Source organism: Brevibacterium sp. 91QC2O2, assembly GCF_024580695.1.
GTDB lineage: Bacteria > Actinomycetota > Actinomycetes > Actinomycetales > Brevibacteriaceae > Brevibacterium > Brevibacterium moorei.
Window position 1 is genome coordinate 13390 of sequence record NZ_JANIJY010000031.1, and the last position, 16081, is coordinate 29470.

General features: G+C 70.6%; 14 protein-coding genes. 4 read left to right on the top strand and 10 right to left on the bottom strand.

Features of this window, described 5'->3' with window-relative positions; all coding sequences use genetic code 11:
• Window positions 1–27: 27 nt before the first annotated feature.
• From NQ036_RS14385 to NQ036_RS14405, 5 genes are all read right to left on the bottom strand, one after another.
• Window positions 28–1455 carry a hypothetical protein gene (locus tag NQ036_RS14385; RefSeq protein ID WP_257059763.1) on the bottom strand — a complete coding sequence of 476 codons (1428 nt, stop codon included), beginning with the start codon at window positions 1453–1455 and terminating at the stop codon, window positions 28–30.
• 54 nt (window positions 1456–1509) lie between these two features.
• Window positions 1510–2103, bottom strand: coding sequence for an N-acetyltransferase (locus NQ036_RS14390; RefSeq protein WP_257059766.1), 594 nt, complete (start codon window positions 2101–2103; stop codon window positions 1510–1512).
• A gap of 82 nt (window positions 2104–2185) precedes the next feature.
• Window positions 2186–2695 carry a hypothetical protein gene (locus tag NQ036_RS14395; protein ID WP_257049747.1) on the bottom strand — a complete coding sequence of 170 codons (510 nt, stop codon included), beginning with the start codon at window positions 2693–2695 and terminating at the stop codon, window positions 2186–2188.
• A 98-nt stretch (window positions 2696–2793) separates the two neighbouring features.
• Entirely contained in the window at window positions 2794–3528 is a 735-nt protein-coding gene (locus NQ036_RS14400) for a response regulator transcription factor (RefSeq protein WP_257059768.1), read from the bottom strand.
• An 18-nt stretch (window positions 3529–3546) separates the two neighbouring features.
• Window positions 3547–4986, bottom strand: coding sequence for a hypothetical protein (locus NQ036_RS14405; RefSeq protein WP_257049750.1), 1440 nt, complete (start codon window positions 4984–4986; stop codon window positions 3547–3549).
• A gap of 170 nt (window positions 4987–5156) precedes the next feature.
• Between NQ036_RS14405 and NQ036_RS14410 the strand changes: the two genes are divergently transcribed.
• Both NQ036_RS14410 and NQ036_RS14415 read left to right on the top strand, forming a co-directional pair.
• Window positions 5157–7238, top strand: coding sequence for an ABC transporter ATP-binding protein (locus tag NQ036_RS14410; protein ID WP_306440099.1), 2082 nt, complete (start codon window positions 5157–5159; stop codon window positions 7236–7238).
• Window positions 7235–9214, top strand: coding sequence for an ABC transporter ATP-binding protein (locus NQ036_RS14415; RefSeq protein ID WP_257049751.1), 1980 nt, complete (start codon window positions 7235–7237; stop codon window positions 9212–9214). The genes NQ036_RS14410 and NQ036_RS14415 overlap by 4 nt, the downstream gene beginning before the upstream one ends.
• Before the next feature lie 80 nt (window positions 9215–9294).
• On the opposite strand, the gene NQ036_RS14420 is transcribed toward NQ036_RS14415, so the two are convergent.
• The 4 genes from NQ036_RS14420 to NQ036_RS14435 all read right to left on the bottom strand — a co-directional run bounded on the left by NQ036_RS14420 (window position 9295) and on the right by NQ036_RS14435 (window position 12170).
• Window positions 9295–9936, bottom strand: coding sequence for a hypothetical protein (locus NQ036_RS14420; RefSeq protein WP_257049752.1), 642 nt, complete (start codon window positions 9934–9936; stop codon window positions 9295–9297).
• A 101-nt stretch (window positions 9937–10037) separates the two neighbouring features.
• Window positions 10038–10460, bottom strand: a complete 423-nt coding sequence (locus NQ036_RS14425; RefSeq protein ID WP_257059769.1) for a MarR family winged helix-turn-helix transcriptional regulator — start codon at window positions 10458–10460, stop codon at window positions 10038–10040.
• 167 nt (window positions 10461–10627) lie between these two features.
• Complete coding sequence (locus tag NQ036_RS14430; RefSeq protein WP_257049754.1) at window positions 10628–11320, bottom strand: DedA family protein; 693 nt, start codon at window positions 11318–11320, stop codon at window positions 10628–10630.
• A 121-nt stretch (window positions 11321–11441) separates the two neighbouring features.
• The gene (locus NQ036_RS14435) at window positions 11442–12170 is read right to left on the bottom strand and encodes a sulfite exporter TauE/SafE family protein (protein WP_257049755.1); all 729 of its coding nucleotides are present in this window, start codon (window positions 12168–12170) and stop codon (window positions 11442–11444) included.
• A 108-nt stretch (window positions 12171–12278) separates the two neighbouring features.
• Here NQ036_RS14435 and NQ036_RS14440 point away from each other — a divergent pair, with 108 nt between their 5' ends.
• Together NQ036_RS14440 and NQ036_RS14445 are read left to right on the top strand one after the other, a co-directional pair.
• Window positions 12279–12962, top strand: coding sequence for a GntR family transcriptional regulator (locus NQ036_RS14440; RefSeq protein WP_257049757.1), 684 nt, complete (start codon window positions 12279–12281; stop codon window positions 12960–12962).
• Entirely contained in the window at window positions 12959–14452 is a 1494-nt protein-coding gene (locus NQ036_RS14445; protein WP_257049758.1) for an MFS transporter, read from the top strand. Before NQ036_RS14440 ends, NQ036_RS14445 begins: the two co-directional genes overlap by 4 nt.
• Before the next feature lie 165 nt (window positions 14453–14617).
• Here the strand turns inward: NQ036_RS14445 and NQ036_RS14450 are convergent, their stop codons facing one another.
• The gene (locus NQ036_RS14450) at window positions 14618–15811 is read right to left on the bottom strand and encodes a TetR/AcrR family transcriptional regulator (protein WP_257049759.1); all 1194 of its coding nucleotides are present in this window, start codon (window positions 15809–15811) and stop codon (window positions 14618–14620) included.
• Window positions 15812–16081 lie beyond the last annotated feature (270 nt).

Genomic DNA, 16081 nt, shown 5'->3' on the forward strand with positions numbered 1-16081 from the left:
CTTAGTCCTGCACCTGTAGGTGTCGTTTCACCACCAGGCGCTGACATCGGCGTCGAGGGCCTCGAGCACCATGCCGGCGAAGCTCATCGTGCCCACCGTGAGGATCCCGGCAGTGCTCCTGACCGCAGCGGGGCCGCCGGCCGCACCGGAGTCCCGCCCCCGAGCCAATTCGACGGCGCGCGCCAGGGCGGCGGGGACCTCGGCCACGGGGCCGAAGCGATCCGCGTAGCGCCGCGCGGCCGCATAACTCAGATACTCCGTGCCGGCGCCGGCGAGCACGATGTTCGCATCCGGCAGCGAGGCGAGTTCGGCGATGCAGGCGTCGACGTCCTTGGTGTCGGGGAAGCCGGCGATGACCACGGGATCCCCGCCCAGTTCCGCCCGGGCTCCGGCGAGTGCGGCGCGCACTCCGGCGGGATTGATCGCCGCATCGACCAGCCAGGTCAGCCCAGCGTGCTCGTGGCGCGAGAGGCGGGCGGGCAGGTTCAGGCGGGTCCGGGCCTCGGCGACGATGTCGTCATAGCCCCTGCGCAGGCCGGTCAGGGTGATGGCCGCGGCCACCCCCAGACGGATATTCGTCCCGGTCAGGTCCGTGGTGGGCGGGACTGGAGCGTGCCCGGCCGCAACGGCCGACTGGGCGCCTGCGGCAACAGGCGGCGCCGCGTCCTCCATGGGCACCGTGTCGATGTAGTGGGCGCGCGGGGCGTCCGCGGTATTCAGCGCCGCCAAGCGGGTCCGGGCCTCGGCGGGCTGGTCGGGGAAGGACAGCACAGTGTGGGTCGCCGGCGAGACCACGCCCAGCAGATCGGCCGCGACCGCGTCCAGGCTGCCGCCGAGGACGTCCAGGTGCTCGCCGAAGACCTGGGTGAGCGCCACGACGGGGAAGTCGAACAGCGACACATCGTCGCTGGCCCCGCCCAGCCCCTCCTCGACGACCAGCGCGTCGACCCCGCGGTCCAGCAGATAGCGGATCGCCACCTGCGTGTACAGGCCCGAGGGCGGCAGGTAGCCGACGGTTCCGTCGGGCGCGGGCGTACCGAGACGGGGCATTCGGGCCAGTGTGTCCGCGGCCAGTGCCGAGGCCCGCGCGTATTCGGCCGGGGTGATCGTGCGCCCGTCGATGCGGATGCGCTCGCCGTCCCAGCGCAGCGGCGGGCTGGACACGGTGCCGACCGTATACCCCAGCTCGCGCAGGGCGAAGCTGGCCGCCGCGACCGAGGTCCCCTTGCCCTTGCTGCCCACCACCAGCAGGGCGGGGACGGGCAGGGGCAGGCGGGTGTCAGCTCCTGGATCGGACGGGTGTGCGGGAGCGAGGTCAGCGAACAGCAGGTCACGGAACTGGGCGGAGCGGGCCTTCGAGCGCTTCATGGGCCGCCCGTCCGGGGTCAGCGCACCCCGGCAGGCGTTCCATTCACGGAAAAAGGGCTCATCGGCTGGATCTTTACGGGCGACCATGGTTCCAGGGTAGTGGGGCGGAACCGGCTGACCTCAAGCGCAGGCACCGCGGCCTCAAGCCGAGGCCGTGACCGGCAGCGTCCAGATCGTCGAGCGGCTGATGACGCTACCCGCCCGATACGGCCGGCTCTCCCCCGTCGGCCGGTATCCCAGCGCCTCCCAGAACGGCCGTGCCACCGCGGCGTTGGAGTCGACGATTGCCAGGCGCAGGCAGTCGATGGCCTGGTTCCGGTGGGCAGCGGTGCGCCGGCGGGCCAGCTCGACGATCCGCTCGTGCAGGATGCGGCCATTGCCCCGTCCGCTCGCATGGCCGGCCACCATGAGCAGGCCGATATGCGCGGTCCCGGGCTCCGGCCAGCCCCACAGGACATCGGCCAGGGCGATCAGCTCGCCACCGGGTGCGGCACACAGGCCGAGGTCCGTCTTCCGATCCGCGGCCAGTCCCGGTGGCAGATCGCGCAGGATCGCGCGGGCGTCGTCCGGACCGGGCGCATTGCCGGTGGTCCGCGGCGAATAGCCCGGATCGGACTCCAGCAGCCGCAGGACTCGGGCCCGGTCACCCGCGGAATCCGCGGATAGACGTTCCAGGACGAGGGGGTTCGGCGCTTTGGCCGCCGGCGCATCGGGTGTCGGCGCATCGGAGTTCATCTTTCAAGCGTAATCGGCTGCATGGTGCGGGGTGGGGACAGGACCTCGGCCGCAGGCCGGCGCGAGGCTATCGGACTGCGGCCTAGCGCAGCGTGTCCTCGCGGGCGACATGCCTTTGCAGGGCACCGGCCCAGCGGGCGGCTGCCACCAGGGCCCACGTGCTCGGGCATCCCACCAGGACCAGCAAAGTCAGCGCGGGGAAATTGCCCCCACCGGCGAAGTGCACCCAGAACAGGTGGACGAGCATCCCCAGACACACCAGCACAGCGCCGGACACCCCGCCTGCCGCGATCCACAGGGCAGCAGCCGCCCGGCCGTAATCGCAGCGCGCATCCCGGATCCGGCCCAGTGCGAACCATACCGCGCCGATTGCCACCACCACGCAGAGGTGGGCGGCCTCGGCGGCGGCCAGATAGGGCACGCGCAGCTGCGCGGCCTCGGGATTGGAGAATGCCACATCACCGGCCAGACCCGGCAGCAGAGCTGCAGTGCCCAACAGCACCAGGACGCCTAAGACCGACAACATCTGGGCCGCGGTGATCAGCTGGGACTTCGCACGCCATGCGATCAGCGCTGTACTCTGCTCTTCCATGCTTCAAGCCTGCACAGCGCGCGCCCGCGCGGCATCCCCCGCGCGGAGGAATCACGGGTGATCAGGACCGGAGTGCCGTGACACTCGGCCCAGCACCCTCAGGACACATACCCGTATTCCAGAGCGCGGACCACCAGTTGCGCCAGATTGCCGGCGTGCAGTTTGCGACGCAGCGCCTTCGTGTGGCTCTTGGCCGTGGCCACGGAGATGAACAGGTCCTCCGCTATCTGCGCGTACCCCTTGCCCCGCACCACCTCCTTGAGGACTGCGAGTTCCGCTGCGGTCGGCTCCTCCGGCACGACAGGTGCCGCACCCTGGTCGCCGAACCGCGAGACCCCGGTCCGACAGGGCTCCCCGGCCCGATGGGGCTCCCCCATCAGCCGCGGGTCGCCGGCCACCAGCAGATCATCGACCAGGCCACACAGCAGACGGGGCTCATCGCCGCCGGCACCGGTACCGGCCCCGCCCGCCGCCAACACCGCGGTGCGCACGGCCTCGTCGCGCGCGGCCTTGCCGATCACCCCCAGAGCGCCCGCCTCAATCGCGCGGACCAGCTGCGGGCCGGGCGCCTCGGCGGTGATCACCAGGATCCGGGCGGCGGGGTCCTCGCCCCGGATCGCCTTGATCGCGTCGATGCCATTGACCTCCCCGGGCATCCGCAGATCCATCAGCGTCACCGAGGGGCGGTGGGCGCGGTGGGCGCGGTGGGCGGCCACGGCCTCGGCGCCGGAGTGCACGGGCGGCAGAACGAGCAGCTCGGGCTCGCCGGCCAGGGCGCGGGCCAAGCCACGGGTGGCCCAATGGTCGTCATCGGCGATCAACACGCTGAGCATGGACATCCCCTCAGCCCATCACAGACCGGTGCCGCGCGCATCCCCCGAACGGGCGAGATCTGCTCGACGTGCAAGATCCGCACCGCCCGCGGGTTCGCCGGCCGACCCGAGCGGCAGGACCACCGTCACCGTGTACTCGCAGCCGCCGGCACCGGGTACTACCTCGACCGCACACGTCCCACCCAGGGCCGCGGCCCGCCCGGCGACGGTACGGGGTCGACTGCCCAAGGCCTCGGCCGCACAGGGATTAGCGGCCCGGATCAGCAGTCCGGCGGCCGGCCCCGCGCGCCCGACCTCCACCCGGCCGGTGCGCTTGCCGTTCGTCTTCGCATCGCTCGTCTCCGTGCCGGGTACCTCCGTACTGTGTGGCTCCGCGCCGCTTGCCGAAGTGCCGTGCCGGATCATATTCGTCACCAGTTCCTGCACGATCCGGATCACCTCCGCCGCGAGCGCATGGGGAATGGCTTGAGGCAGCTCGCCGACCACGATGCGCAGTTTGAAGCCCGAGGCCTCTGCCGCACCCTCCATCGCGCGGGCTCCGCGCTCCAGGGCCCGGGCGAACTCCGCGGCGGCCCAGGCCTCGGACTCAGCTTCGGGCCCGGATTGGTCGGGCGTGGGACCGCCGATGCCGTATCCCGTTCCCGCGCGCAGCTTGGCCAGCAGCAGGCGGAGTTCCTGCACCGTGCGCGCGTTGATCAACGCCAGTTCCACCAGGTCTGCGGTGTCGCGGCCTGTTTCGCGCGCCTCGGCGATGAGGTGTCTGATCACCAGGGATTCGGTCGTCAGGCCGTGCGTCACGGAGTCGTGGGTATCCATCGCCGCCTGCAGGCGCACCCGGTCGAGCTCCCGCTGATGGGCCAGGGCATCGGCCTCGCGGGCCCGGGCGTCGCGCTCGATCCTGGCGTCCATAATGCACACGCCCCAGGCGAACAGGGCGCCGACGGCCAGCGTGCCCAGGAAGGATGCCAGGTCCTGCGCAATATGGTGTTCGGCCGGCACCCGTCCGAATACCGCGGTCAGCGCCAGGCCGCACACGGCCAAGACCCCGGCGCTCCACCAGCGTTTGAAGGACAACAGCAGCACTGCGCACATCGTGACGACATCGAGGAGGGGGCTGACGAGGTGCGGCCAGGCCAGGGCGAAACCCACCGCCGCCACACCGGCCGCGCATCCTCCGGCCAAGGGGGCGAACCCGGCGCAGATCAACAGCGCCGAGGCCAGGATCCGCAGCGCGGTGGGGACGGGATCCGTCGGCAGGGCTCCGGTGGGGGCTGGCTCGGGCAGGGGCGTGCCGGGCGCCATGGTCAGCACCGAGGCCAGACCACTGTTCGGCAGCACCGCGAGCGCAATGGCCAGCCCCAGGAGCAGCAGCCTGATCGGCAAGTCGACCGCACGCGGGCCGCGGATGAAGTGCCAGAGGGGCTGGGCGGCCACGCGATGCGGTGCCGGATGGGTCACGATCGGCCTCCTGCGGCAGGGCGCTTCCCTGCGTCTTTCCTCATATATCGTACGACTCGATGCGTGGGGTTCGCGGGAATCGGCTGCCCCGGCCGCCCGTGTCCGAGCCCCCGACTACTCTTGGGATAAGGACCACCTCAGTACAACGGTAGATCGGAGCGCGAGGCCCCATGCCCTCCCAACACCATTCCGGCCCAGGCGGCACCCCGCACGGCCCGGCCGGCCAACCGAAGGCCCAGCGCCAGGGCGGCGGGCATCCGGGCAATGCCAGCCCGGGCGGCGGGGCGGGTGAGCGCCCGCACAGCGGGAACCCCGGCCATCCGGGAGGGCGTCCCGGTGGCAAGGCGGACCCGGCGGGGCTCGCCGCGGTCAAGGGTGCCGTTCCGCGCGGGGGTCTGTGGATCTCGGCGGGCCTGGCGTGGCTGGCCAGCGCGGCGACCGCGCTGCTGTTCTGGCAGGTGGGCACTGCGATCGATCAGGCCGGCACCGTGCGGCCCGGAACCCTGACCGCTCTCATCATCCTGGCGGTGCTCGCCGCGGCCGCGGTGACCGCCGGAGAATGGTATTCGGCCTGGGCCGGCGCGCAGACGGAGCGCAAACTGCGGCAGGCGATCCTGGGCCGGGTGTTCCAACGCGGCCCGGTGGCGGCCTCGGGCAGGGCGGGCGAGCTGTTGTCCCTGTCCACGCACGCGGTAGAGAAGACCGCGAACTATCGCGCAGGCTTCCTGGGCCCCATGTTGGGCGCCATGAGCACCCCACTGCTGGTCCTGGCCCTCATGGCGGTCTTCGTCGACCCGGTGACCGCCGGCTGGCTGGTCCTGCTGATCATCCTGGTACCACTGGCCGTGGGCGCCTTCCAGCGCCTGGTCAAGCCGATCGGCGCGAATTACCGCAGGTCACAGGGCCGCTTGACCGCAGCGTTCCTGGAGGCCGTAGAGAATCTGGGCACCCTGGTCTACGCGCGCGCAGCGGATCGGACCGCCGCCGATCTGGCCGCGGCCGGGGAATCCCACCGCCGGTCCATTATGAAACTGCTGGCGGGCAATCAGCTGCTCATCTTCGTCGTCGACGCCGCATTCAGCCTGAGCATCACGGTCGCGGCGACCGCACTGGCCACCGCACGCCTGGCCGGCGGGCAGATCGGCCCGGGACAGGCCCTGGCGATCGTGCTGCTGACCGTGCTGGTCATCGGGCCCGTCGACATCATCGGCCAGTTCTTCTACATCGGGATCGCCGGGCGCGCCTCCCAGCGGCAGATCGCGGACCATCTGGCCCCGGATGCGGTGGCCGGGGCCGCTGCCCGAAGCGGTGCGCAGGGCCGGCAGGCCGAGGTGGCCGAGGCCGGGGACAACAGTTTCAGCCACAGCGGCTCCGGTGCCACCGCAGCGGAGACCGGCTCCGTAGCCGGCGAGGTGGCCCCGGCCGCCCTCGAACTGCGCGATGTGACCGGCGGCTGGAAGACCGGCCGGCCCGTGATCGCACACGCGAACCTGCGCATCGAACCCGGCGAGCAGGTCGCGCTGGTCGGCCCCAGCGGCGCCGGCAAGTCCACGATCAGCGCCTTGTTGCAGGCCCAGCTCACCCCGGAGTCCGGGCAGGTGCTCATCGCGGGCGCCGACACCCGGACCACCGATCCCGCGGGCATCCGGGCCCGGCTGACCGTCGTCGAACAGGCCCCCTATCTGTTCGAGGGGTCCATTGCGGACAACCTGCGCCTGGCCCGGCCGGGCGCACCCGAGGACGCCCTGTGGACCGCGCTGGACACCGTCGGCCTGTCCACCGAGGTCCGCGCCATGCCGCGCGGTCTGGACGAACCCGTTGGCGCGCGCGGACAGTCCCTGTCCGGCGGACAGGCGCAACGCCTGGCGATCGCGCGCGCTGCCCTGCGACAGGCGGCTCCGGGTGCTGGTGTTGGCGCTGGTGCCAGTACGGGTGCGGGTGCACGCTCGGGTGCCGGATCGCAGGCCGGCAACGCTTCCGGTGACATCCTGATCCTCGACGAACCGACTTCCCAGGTCGGGCTGGCTGCCGAGGCACAGGTGCTCGACGCCCTGGACCGCCTGGTCGCAGGGCGCACCGTGCTCATGATCGCGCACCGGCCGGCTGCGATCCGCGCCGCCGACCGCGTCATCGACATCCGCGATATCCAGGCCGGGACCCCGGCCGGTCCGACTGATCCGACCGGCTCAACCGGTTCCACACACGGCGACACGACCACGGAACCCACCGACGGACAGGAGACCCGCGTATGAGCGCCCAGACAGACGGGGCCGCGCTTGCGGGCGGCGCTGGGGCGCCGTCCTCGCGACCCGCGGTTACGGCACAGCACTCCACCCGGATGTTCCTGACCCGCTGGCTGGTCTCCCATACGCGCCGGCTGGTGCCGATCCTGGGCGTGTCGGTGCTCGCGCGGATCGGCGATCAACTGGCCGGCATCGCACTGTGGGTCACCGCCGTGTTCGCCCTGCAGCGCGCGGTCGCCGCCGGGACCCAGATCCGGACCGGGGCCTCGAGCGCGCCGGCGGAGCTGCACCTGGGCATCATCGTCGTGGTGCTCGTCTGCATCGCGCTGCTCAAGGCATTCCTGCGCTATCTGGAGCACTATGCGGGCCACTGGGTCGCGTTCACCGCTCTGCAACGGCTGCGCGAACTATTCTTCGCCTGCCTGGTCCCGCAGGCACCGGCGGCCACCACGGGCCGCGGGGCCGCGGAACTCACCGGTCGGGCGACCCGCGACATCGACCGGATCGAGGTGTTCTTCGCCCACACCTTCCCGCCGGCGGTCACCGCCTTCGTCGTGCCCGCCATCGCGCTGCTCTGGCTGGGCGGCGCGGTCGCCTGGCCGCTGGCCGGGGTGCTCGCGGTGTTCACCGTGGCGATCCTGCTGGTCTCGCTGGGCTCGGGCGGATCCTCATGGGCCTCCGCCCGGCGGATCGCCGCCGACCGGGGCCGGGTCACCGCTCATCTGGGCGACGATCTGGGCGGCCTGCGCGAGGCCCTGGCCTACGAAGCCGACGGGGCCCGTCTGGCGGGCTTGGACTCCGCCGACGCCGTTCTGGTGCGGCAGCGGGCCCGTGCCGGCAGGTCCGGCGCGATCCGGGCCGGGATCATCCGGCTGTTGGAGTTGGGCCAGATCGTGGCGCTGGTGGTGTGCGCAGCGCTGGTGCCGGGGGCCTCGGGCGAAACAGCCGACGGGGTGACCGGAAGCGGCTCCATCGGCCCGCTCGCCCTGGCGCTGGCGGTGGCGATCGGCCTGTGGGCACCCACCAGGGGAATCGCCGACTTCGTCGATGGCCTGGACGAGTCCTTCGCCGCGGCCGCCCGCGTCTACACCGTGTGCGAGGCCGCGCCCACCGTGCGCGACTCACCGCGCACCGTGCCGCAGAGCTCACCGGGCACCCGGCCGCGTGGCGCCGAGGCACCGGGGGAATCCGCCGATTCCGGCCGAACCACGACGGTTTCCGGCCACTCTCCGGAGCACGCCACAACCCCCGCCGTGGCCTTCGAGCATGTGACCTTCCGGTACGCGCCGGAGGACCCGGCGGCGCTGACGGACGTCTCCTTCACCGTCGCCCCCGGGTCCTGGACCTACCTGTTGGGGGTTTCGGGTTCGGGGAAGTCGACCTCGGCGGATCTGCTGTTGCGCGGCTGGGATCCGCAGTCCGGCTCGGTCCGCCTGGCCGGCGCCGACATCCGCGGCCTGCCACTCGACGAGTTGCGCCGCCGGGTGGCCCTGGTCCCCCAGTCCCCCGCGCTGGTCACCGGGACCCTGGCGGACAATCTGCGCCTGGGCGCACCCGACGCCACCACCGACGAGCTCCGCCTGGCACTGCGCATCGCGGATCTGGGCACGTGGGCCGAGGGCCTCGAAGCCGGACTGGACACCCCCGTCAAGGGTCGTGGCAGGGCCCTGTCAGGTGGCCAGTTGCAGCGCCTGGCGCTGGCCCGCGCGCTGGTCGCCGGGCCCCAGGTCCTCGTCCTCGACGAGGCCCTGAGCCAGTTGGACGCCGCCGGCGCCGAGCGGGTGCGCGATGCACTGCGCACCGCGGCGGGGTCAGGGCCCACCGGCCGGTTCACGGTCCTGGAGATCACGCACCGCACGGATCTGGTGCCCGATGCGGCACCCGTGGTGGTCCTCGATGCCGGCCGGGTCCTCGAACGCGGGACGGCCGGCGCACTGCGGGCAATACCGGAATCGGCCTTCAATCGTTTGGCGGCCAGGGGCTGAGCGCGCAGGAGTAGTGCGCAGAAGCCGGACGGGTCCGAGGCCGGAACCATGCGCGCCCACTCGAGCCGCGCCGGCCAGGCTCAGGACAGTGCGAGCAGCAGGGAGAAGACCAGGTAGAAGAGCACGACCGACCACAGGAACACCCGCTCCAGCAGTCCTGTGATGCTGTGCAGCTTGCGTAATTTGCGCAGCACCAGGCTCGCGCAGAAGGCGATCAGCCCGATCAGGGCCACGATGTGCAGGGCCGAGAGCACAGGGTTTCCGGTGAGCCCGGCGATCCGGTCCATGGGCGAGTACGCGGCGGCGAAGTTCACGATCGCCAGCCCATAGTGCACAAGGCCCTGGACGCCCAAGGGCCGGCCCTTCTCCGGAATCGGCGCGGCCAGCATGAGCAGCGGGGTGACCGCGGCGATCAGCAGCAGAACGGCGCACGGGATCCGGTAGTCCCACTCGGGCAGTCCGAACAGCACGGTGGCCGCGGTCGACACCCAGGCCAGGGCCGTGCACACGCTCATCACCGTGTACAGGCGGCCGGTGGGCCCATTGGCGTAGTCACTGACGGTGTCGCCCACCAGGTGCCGCGGAGCGCGCATCGTGTGGAGCACGGCGAAGATGACGACGCGGGCCACCCACAGGGCCAGGGTGATGGCGGCCAGGGGCACGGGGACGTGGATCGGGGTGGCCGCACCCAGTGCGGCTGTGATCGTCGAGCTGGTTTCCATCGCGTGTTCTCCCTTTCATCGGGTTCGCAGCGGGCTCCTTGCGGCCGGTGCCGAGGTTCGGCGGCCCCGAGGTCCGTCATCGCCGGCTGCGCGAACCCCGGCTATGCGCCCGGATCCTCGAGTAGTTCGGCGGTGATCCGCTGCAGTCTGTCGGCCAGATCCTGCGGGTCCTGGCCTGCGGCCCGCACGACGTCGTCGAAAGAGCGCCCCAGTACCGCGGTGGCCCGCTCCTGCACATCGGTCCCCCGCGCGGTCAACCGCAGGGCCTTGGCCCGTCCCGCCCCCTCCACCTTCGCGTCGACGACAAGTCCTGCGGCGCCGAGCGAGCGCACCAGTCCGCTCATCGCGGCCTCGGTCACGCGCAGTGATGCCGCCACCTGTTTCGAGGCCACCCCGGGGTGCTCGGCGATGATCGTGAGCGCCACATACTTGCGCATCGTCAGATCGAAGGGGCGCAGTTTGGCGCCGGCCTGTTCGTCCATCGTCATGACGAGGCCGTGGAGGACATACGCGAGATCGGGCATAGAAGTAACTTAACTACTTAAGTTACTATCCGTCAAGACCCTGCTCCGTGTTGTTGGGCAGGGGGAGAGGTCTGGTCGAGGAGGTGTGCGGGGAGTGGGGAGCACGGTGCGCGCGCCGGCTCACAGGGCCTCAGCCCGCAGAACCTCGGCTCAGAGGCCGGCCGCGCTCAGAGGACCTCGCGGTTCCGCTCGCCGCGGGCGCGCTTGATGCGGCTGATCACCCACGGGATGACGACTGGCAGCACGCTGACGATCACGATGAGGATCGCCCAGATGTCCACATGATCACGGATGATGGCGATCGAGCCCAGGAAGTGCCCGGCCAGCGGCAGCAGGGCACCCCAGCCGATCGCTCCGGCCACATTCCAACCCACGAAGCGCTTATACGGATAGGCCGCGATCCCCACCGCCAGCGGGGTGAAGGTGCGCACCAGTGGAACGAATCGGGCCAGAATCAGGGACTTGCCGCCGTGGCGGGCGAAGAAGTCCTCGGCGGCCTGCAGGCGCACCGTGTTCAGCACCCGGGCGTCCGGTTTGAAGAAGCGGCGGCCGAACTTGCGGCCCAGCAGGTAGCCCACCTGATCGCCCAGGAAGGCGGCGATCCAGGCCGTGACGATGACGGCCCAGATGTGGATGCCCATACTGGGCGCCAGCATGCCGGCGACGAACAGCAGGGAGTCCCCTGGCAGGAACGGGAAGAGCACGCCCGACTCGATGAAGACGATGAGCGCGACGACGCCCAGCATCCACGGGCCCGCGGCCTCGAGCAGGGGGCCGGGGTCGAGCAGACCGGAGGCCTCGATGGACGCCCCCTGGAGGGAGTCGGCCGCCTGAGGCAGGGCGCTAAGGACGTCGAACATGCGGAGGTTCCTCACTCATCGGTATCAACGCGCGCCTACAGCGGCACGCGCCGGGATCAACGCATTACATTGTCGCGGATGTGTCTGGGCCCGTTCTCAGGGGCGCCCGCAACCGGCCCACTCAGCCCAGGGCGCGAGCCCCGTTGACGATGACCATGATCGCCCCGCAGAAGGCCAGGATCATACTGACCGTCCGCCCCAGCCTCGGACCCATATAGCGGGCCAGATAATTGCCCGCCAGAGTACCGGCCACCAGAGCCACCAGGACCTCGGCCCATTCGAGCAGACTCATCGCCGGCCAGCGCCACAACATGGCCACGGCCGCAACTGCGGTGACGACGAAGAAGAACTGCACACTGGTGGCGAACTTCCGGTGGTCCCAGCGCGAGGCGTTGGAATAGGCGATGACCGCGGGCCCGCCCACGCCGCCCACCGCCTGCATCAGCCCGCCCAGCAGACCGGCGCCGATCCGCCCGCCTCCGGAGTCCAGCCACGCCATCCGCGATCCGAACAGGCTGATGATCAGGGCCACGACCATGAGTGAGCCGGAGGCGATCTGCATCGGCGGCGCGGGCAGGAAGTGCATCATGAGCGCACCGGGGACGATCCCGACGATCGCGGCCAGCGTGATGGGGCCGATTTTGCGGTACTCCACGTGCTTGGCGTGCCCGGCGTAGATGAGCAGGGCCGAGAGCCCGCCCAGCAGGCTGGTCGCCACGACCCCGTCCACGGGCCCCAGGTGCAGGATGATGAAGGGCGCGCAGATGAGCGCGAAGCCGATGCCGGTGGCGCGTTGGATGACGGATCCGACGAGCACCGCGCACAGCATGAGGATGAAGGTAGTGGTCACTTTCCCACGGTATCCGCCTCTGCCCGGCGCCGCCGCACGAGCCGTCTGGCATCTCACATTCCGACCCCGGATCTTGAATTACGGCCAACATAGATACAAGATGTATTTATGAACGATTCGAGGAGGCCCGCCGCGGCCGGGTCGAACACGGGGCGGACCTCGGTCTCGGCCACGGAACGCGCCTACCGCTCCGTCAAGGCCGACATCCTGTCCGGACGCCTGGGCGGCGGCACGATGACCAGCGAGGGCGAGGTCGCCGAAGACCTGGGGATCAGCCGCACCCCCGTGCGCGAGGCCTTCCTGCGCCTGGAGACCGAGGGCTTCCTGGCGCTCTACCCCAAGCGCGGCGCGCTGGTCGTGCCCGTGGCCCCCGGCGAGGCCGAGGAGATCCTCGACGCCAGGCACCTCATCGAAACCCACGCCGCCGGGCGCATCGCCGAACTCCCCCAGGCCCAGCGCACCCGCCTGATCGACGAACTGCACGAACTCATCAGCCGGCAGCGCGAGGCCCACCACGGCGGCGATGTCGCCGAGTACACGGCGGTGGACGCGGAATTTCACCTGGCCATCACCTCGGCCGGGGGAAATACGATCCTGGCGAACTTCGCGCACCTGCTGCGCGACCGCCAACAGCGGGTGACCGCCGGCTCCCTACACGGCCGGCCCGAAACCGCCGAGGCCTTCATTGACTCGCACGAACGTCTGGCCGACCATCTGGCCGCCGGAGACGCCCGCGCATACGCGCAGGAACTGCGCGAACACTTCGATATGGTGCGGAAGGAATTCAAATGACCGCGAAAGCGGCGCAGCCGGGGGCCACACCTCGACAGACGACACCCGGGGAACCGGTGAACAGGGGAACCGGCACACAGGCTGGAACCGGGGCGCCACGGGCCAAGGCACCCGCCGGCCCCGGGGTCAGGGCCTCGTCCTGGCTGGCGGTGGCCGCGACCATGTTCGCGGTGGCATGGGGCGGCAATGAGTTCACCCCATTGCTGGTCATGTACCGCAATTCCGGGGAGTTCTCCCCCGTCGCGGTCGACGGAATGCTGGCCGCCTACGTGTTCGGCATCGTGCCCGCCATGCTGATCGGCGGGCCGCTGTCCGACCGCCACGGCCGCCGTCCCCTGCTACTGCCCGCCGCGCCCGCCGCCCTCATCGGTTCGCTCATCATCGCCCTGACCCCCAACAGCGAAATCGGTATGATCATCGGCCGCATCTTCTGCGGGATCGCCCTGGGCCTGGTGATGGCGATCGGCTCGACCTGGATCAAGGAGCTCTCCGATGCCGCAGGAGCCGGTACGGCCGCCGGCGCCAAGCGCGCATCCATGTCACTGACCCTGGGCTTCCTGGCCGGGGCCGGCGTGGCAGCGGTGCTGGCCCAGTTCGCGCCCCTGCCCCAGCATCTTCCGTACATCCTGCACATGGCCATCACCGTCGTCACCGGACTGTGGCTGCTGAGCGTCCCGGAGACCCGCCGCGCCGGCGTCGCGGGGACCTCGGCGGCGGAGAGCACCGGGACCCGGGGAGCCGCAGCCGGCGCCGACGCGCCCGCCCGGAGGTCACTGTGGCAAGACCTCAAGGTTCCGAAGATGAAGCACAAGCGCTTCCTCCTGGTCGTCCTGCCCGCCGCACCCTGGGTCTTCGGCGCCGCCGCGAGCGCCTACGCAGTGCTGCCCGGCCTGCTGTCGGACTCGGCCGGGAACTACCCGATCGCCTTCGCCGGCCTCATCACCGTCGTCACGCTGGGCTTCGGCGTGGGCATCCAGTCCCTGGGTCCCGTCATCGACACCCGCCGTTCGGCGCGGGCCACCGTGATCGGCATGTGCTGCGTGGTCGCGGGCCTTGCCCTGACGATCCCCGCAGCCAGCACGCTGAGCCTGGCACTGGGGCTGCTGGCAGCGGTCGTGCTGGGCATGGGATACGGCCTGACCCTGGTCTCCGGACTCTCCGAGGTCCAGCGGATCGCCGGACCCGACGATCTGGCCGGCCTCAACGCGGTGTTCTACGCGCTGACCTATGTGGGATTCTTCGTCCCCATGATGCTGGCCTGGGCACACACCTGGCTGAGCTATCCGCAGATGTTCCTCGGCGGCCTGGTGCTGGCGGTCATCTGCCTGGTGATCGTCGCCTGCGCCTGGCGGCGGCATCTGCCCGGCGCCCGCGTCCCCGCCGATGCGAAGTACCTGCAGAACGGTGGAGCGGACGGGGCCGGCGCGCAGGGTGGAGCGAGTGCACCCGAAGCGCCGAACCCCACCGTGGGCGAGGCCGGAGCGGCCTGAGTCGGCGCAGCCCCCGGCCAGGACTCCGGCCAGGACTCCGGCCAGGACTCCGGCCAGGACTCCGGCATAGCAAGCGCAGATTCACATTGTGTGCGGATATATCCGCACACAATGTGAATCTGCGCTTGCGTTGCGTTCAGGCGCCGGGTGATGCGTTGATCCGCCCTACGGCCGAGCGCTCTTGCGGACCTTGACGTCCTCGACACAGGTCAAATCGGTCTTGACGATCCGGCCGGCCAGGCCGTGAGCCACGATGTCAGAGGCCGCCCGCTCCTCGGCCTCCAACTGGGCGGCTACATCGGCGTCTGCGGGGTTGTCCTCGTCGACGACCAGCAGGTAGCGGAACTGGTATCCACCCAGGTCGGGCGGGTACATGAACATCCCCTCCGGCGTGAACTGCGCGATCAACATATCGTGATCGTCCTGCTCGGCGCGCAGCTGCTGCCGTTGCTGCTCCGTCAGATCGGTAAAACGACCGCGGACGGTCATGCGGTACGTGCGTTTCATCTTCGTGTGCCTTTCATCGTCGTCTGGTGCGGCCGCAGGGTCCGTCGCGGCCCCGGAGGTCCGTGCGGTCGCGGGGTTCGCGGTCTTCGCTGAGTTCACGGTCTTCGCCGGGTTTGCAGGAGATGTCGGGCTCCCCGCCCATGCGAAGAGCGCCGCTAGATCATCTGCCGCCCGCCGGAACTCGGACCGGCGCAGCGGCAGAGGATGCCCGGGGAGGAAGCGGGAGGCCGTCGCGTCGAGCGCACCGGCAACTGCCACCGCCCTGGTCACGCCGGCCGGCCCGGGCCCCGGATCCACTGCCCTCGGGCCTCCGGAAGCGAAGCCTCCCAGACCAGGACCTTCGGGGCCTCCGGGGGTGGCGCCTCCACATGCGGGGTCACCAGGCCCTGAGCCTCCGGGGGCGGATTCGTCGAACAGCTCGATGAGCGATACCGCGACCGGATCCTGCACAGCGGACACATCGGCCGAGGCCGAGTCAGCGCCCGCCGAGCAACTCGCGCGCACCAGGTACTCGTTCACCGCCGCCCGCGCCGCGATCACCTCGGGGTAGAGGGCCGCGAACCGGAGGAATGCCCGGATGCACGTCCGCAGGCGATCGCCCGGGTTGCCGGGTCCGGCCATCCGGACCTCGTACGCCACCGGCTCCAACAGCTCCGCGATCTCCTGGCGCACGGCAGCGGCCAGTTCCTCCTTCGCGGCGAAGTTCCCGTGCACGGCGCCGCGGCTGAAGCCCGCGTGTTCGGCCACTGCGTTGAGCGATGTGGCCCCGACTCCGTCACGGGCGAAGAGTTCCATGGCCGCATTGATGAGTCGGCGCCGGGTCTGGGCCTGTTGTTCCTTCCGTGTGGGCATCACCCAAGCATATCCAACGATGTTCGGATGTCAACCTGTATCTGAAATTGTCCGAGGGGTCACGCCCGGCACCCCCACGGCTCAGCACCGGTCCGGGCGTCCTTGTCGTGGGCGCTTCCGTATGACATGCGCAAACCTGCAACGCCGCTCTGTGTCAAGCTGTGTGGAGTCACTCGGGCTAGTTTCTGACTGCTTCGTGCTCCGGCAGGTTGATACCCACGACGTGGGGCGGCTTCGGAGTCACCGGACGTGACTTGAAGCGTCCCCGGT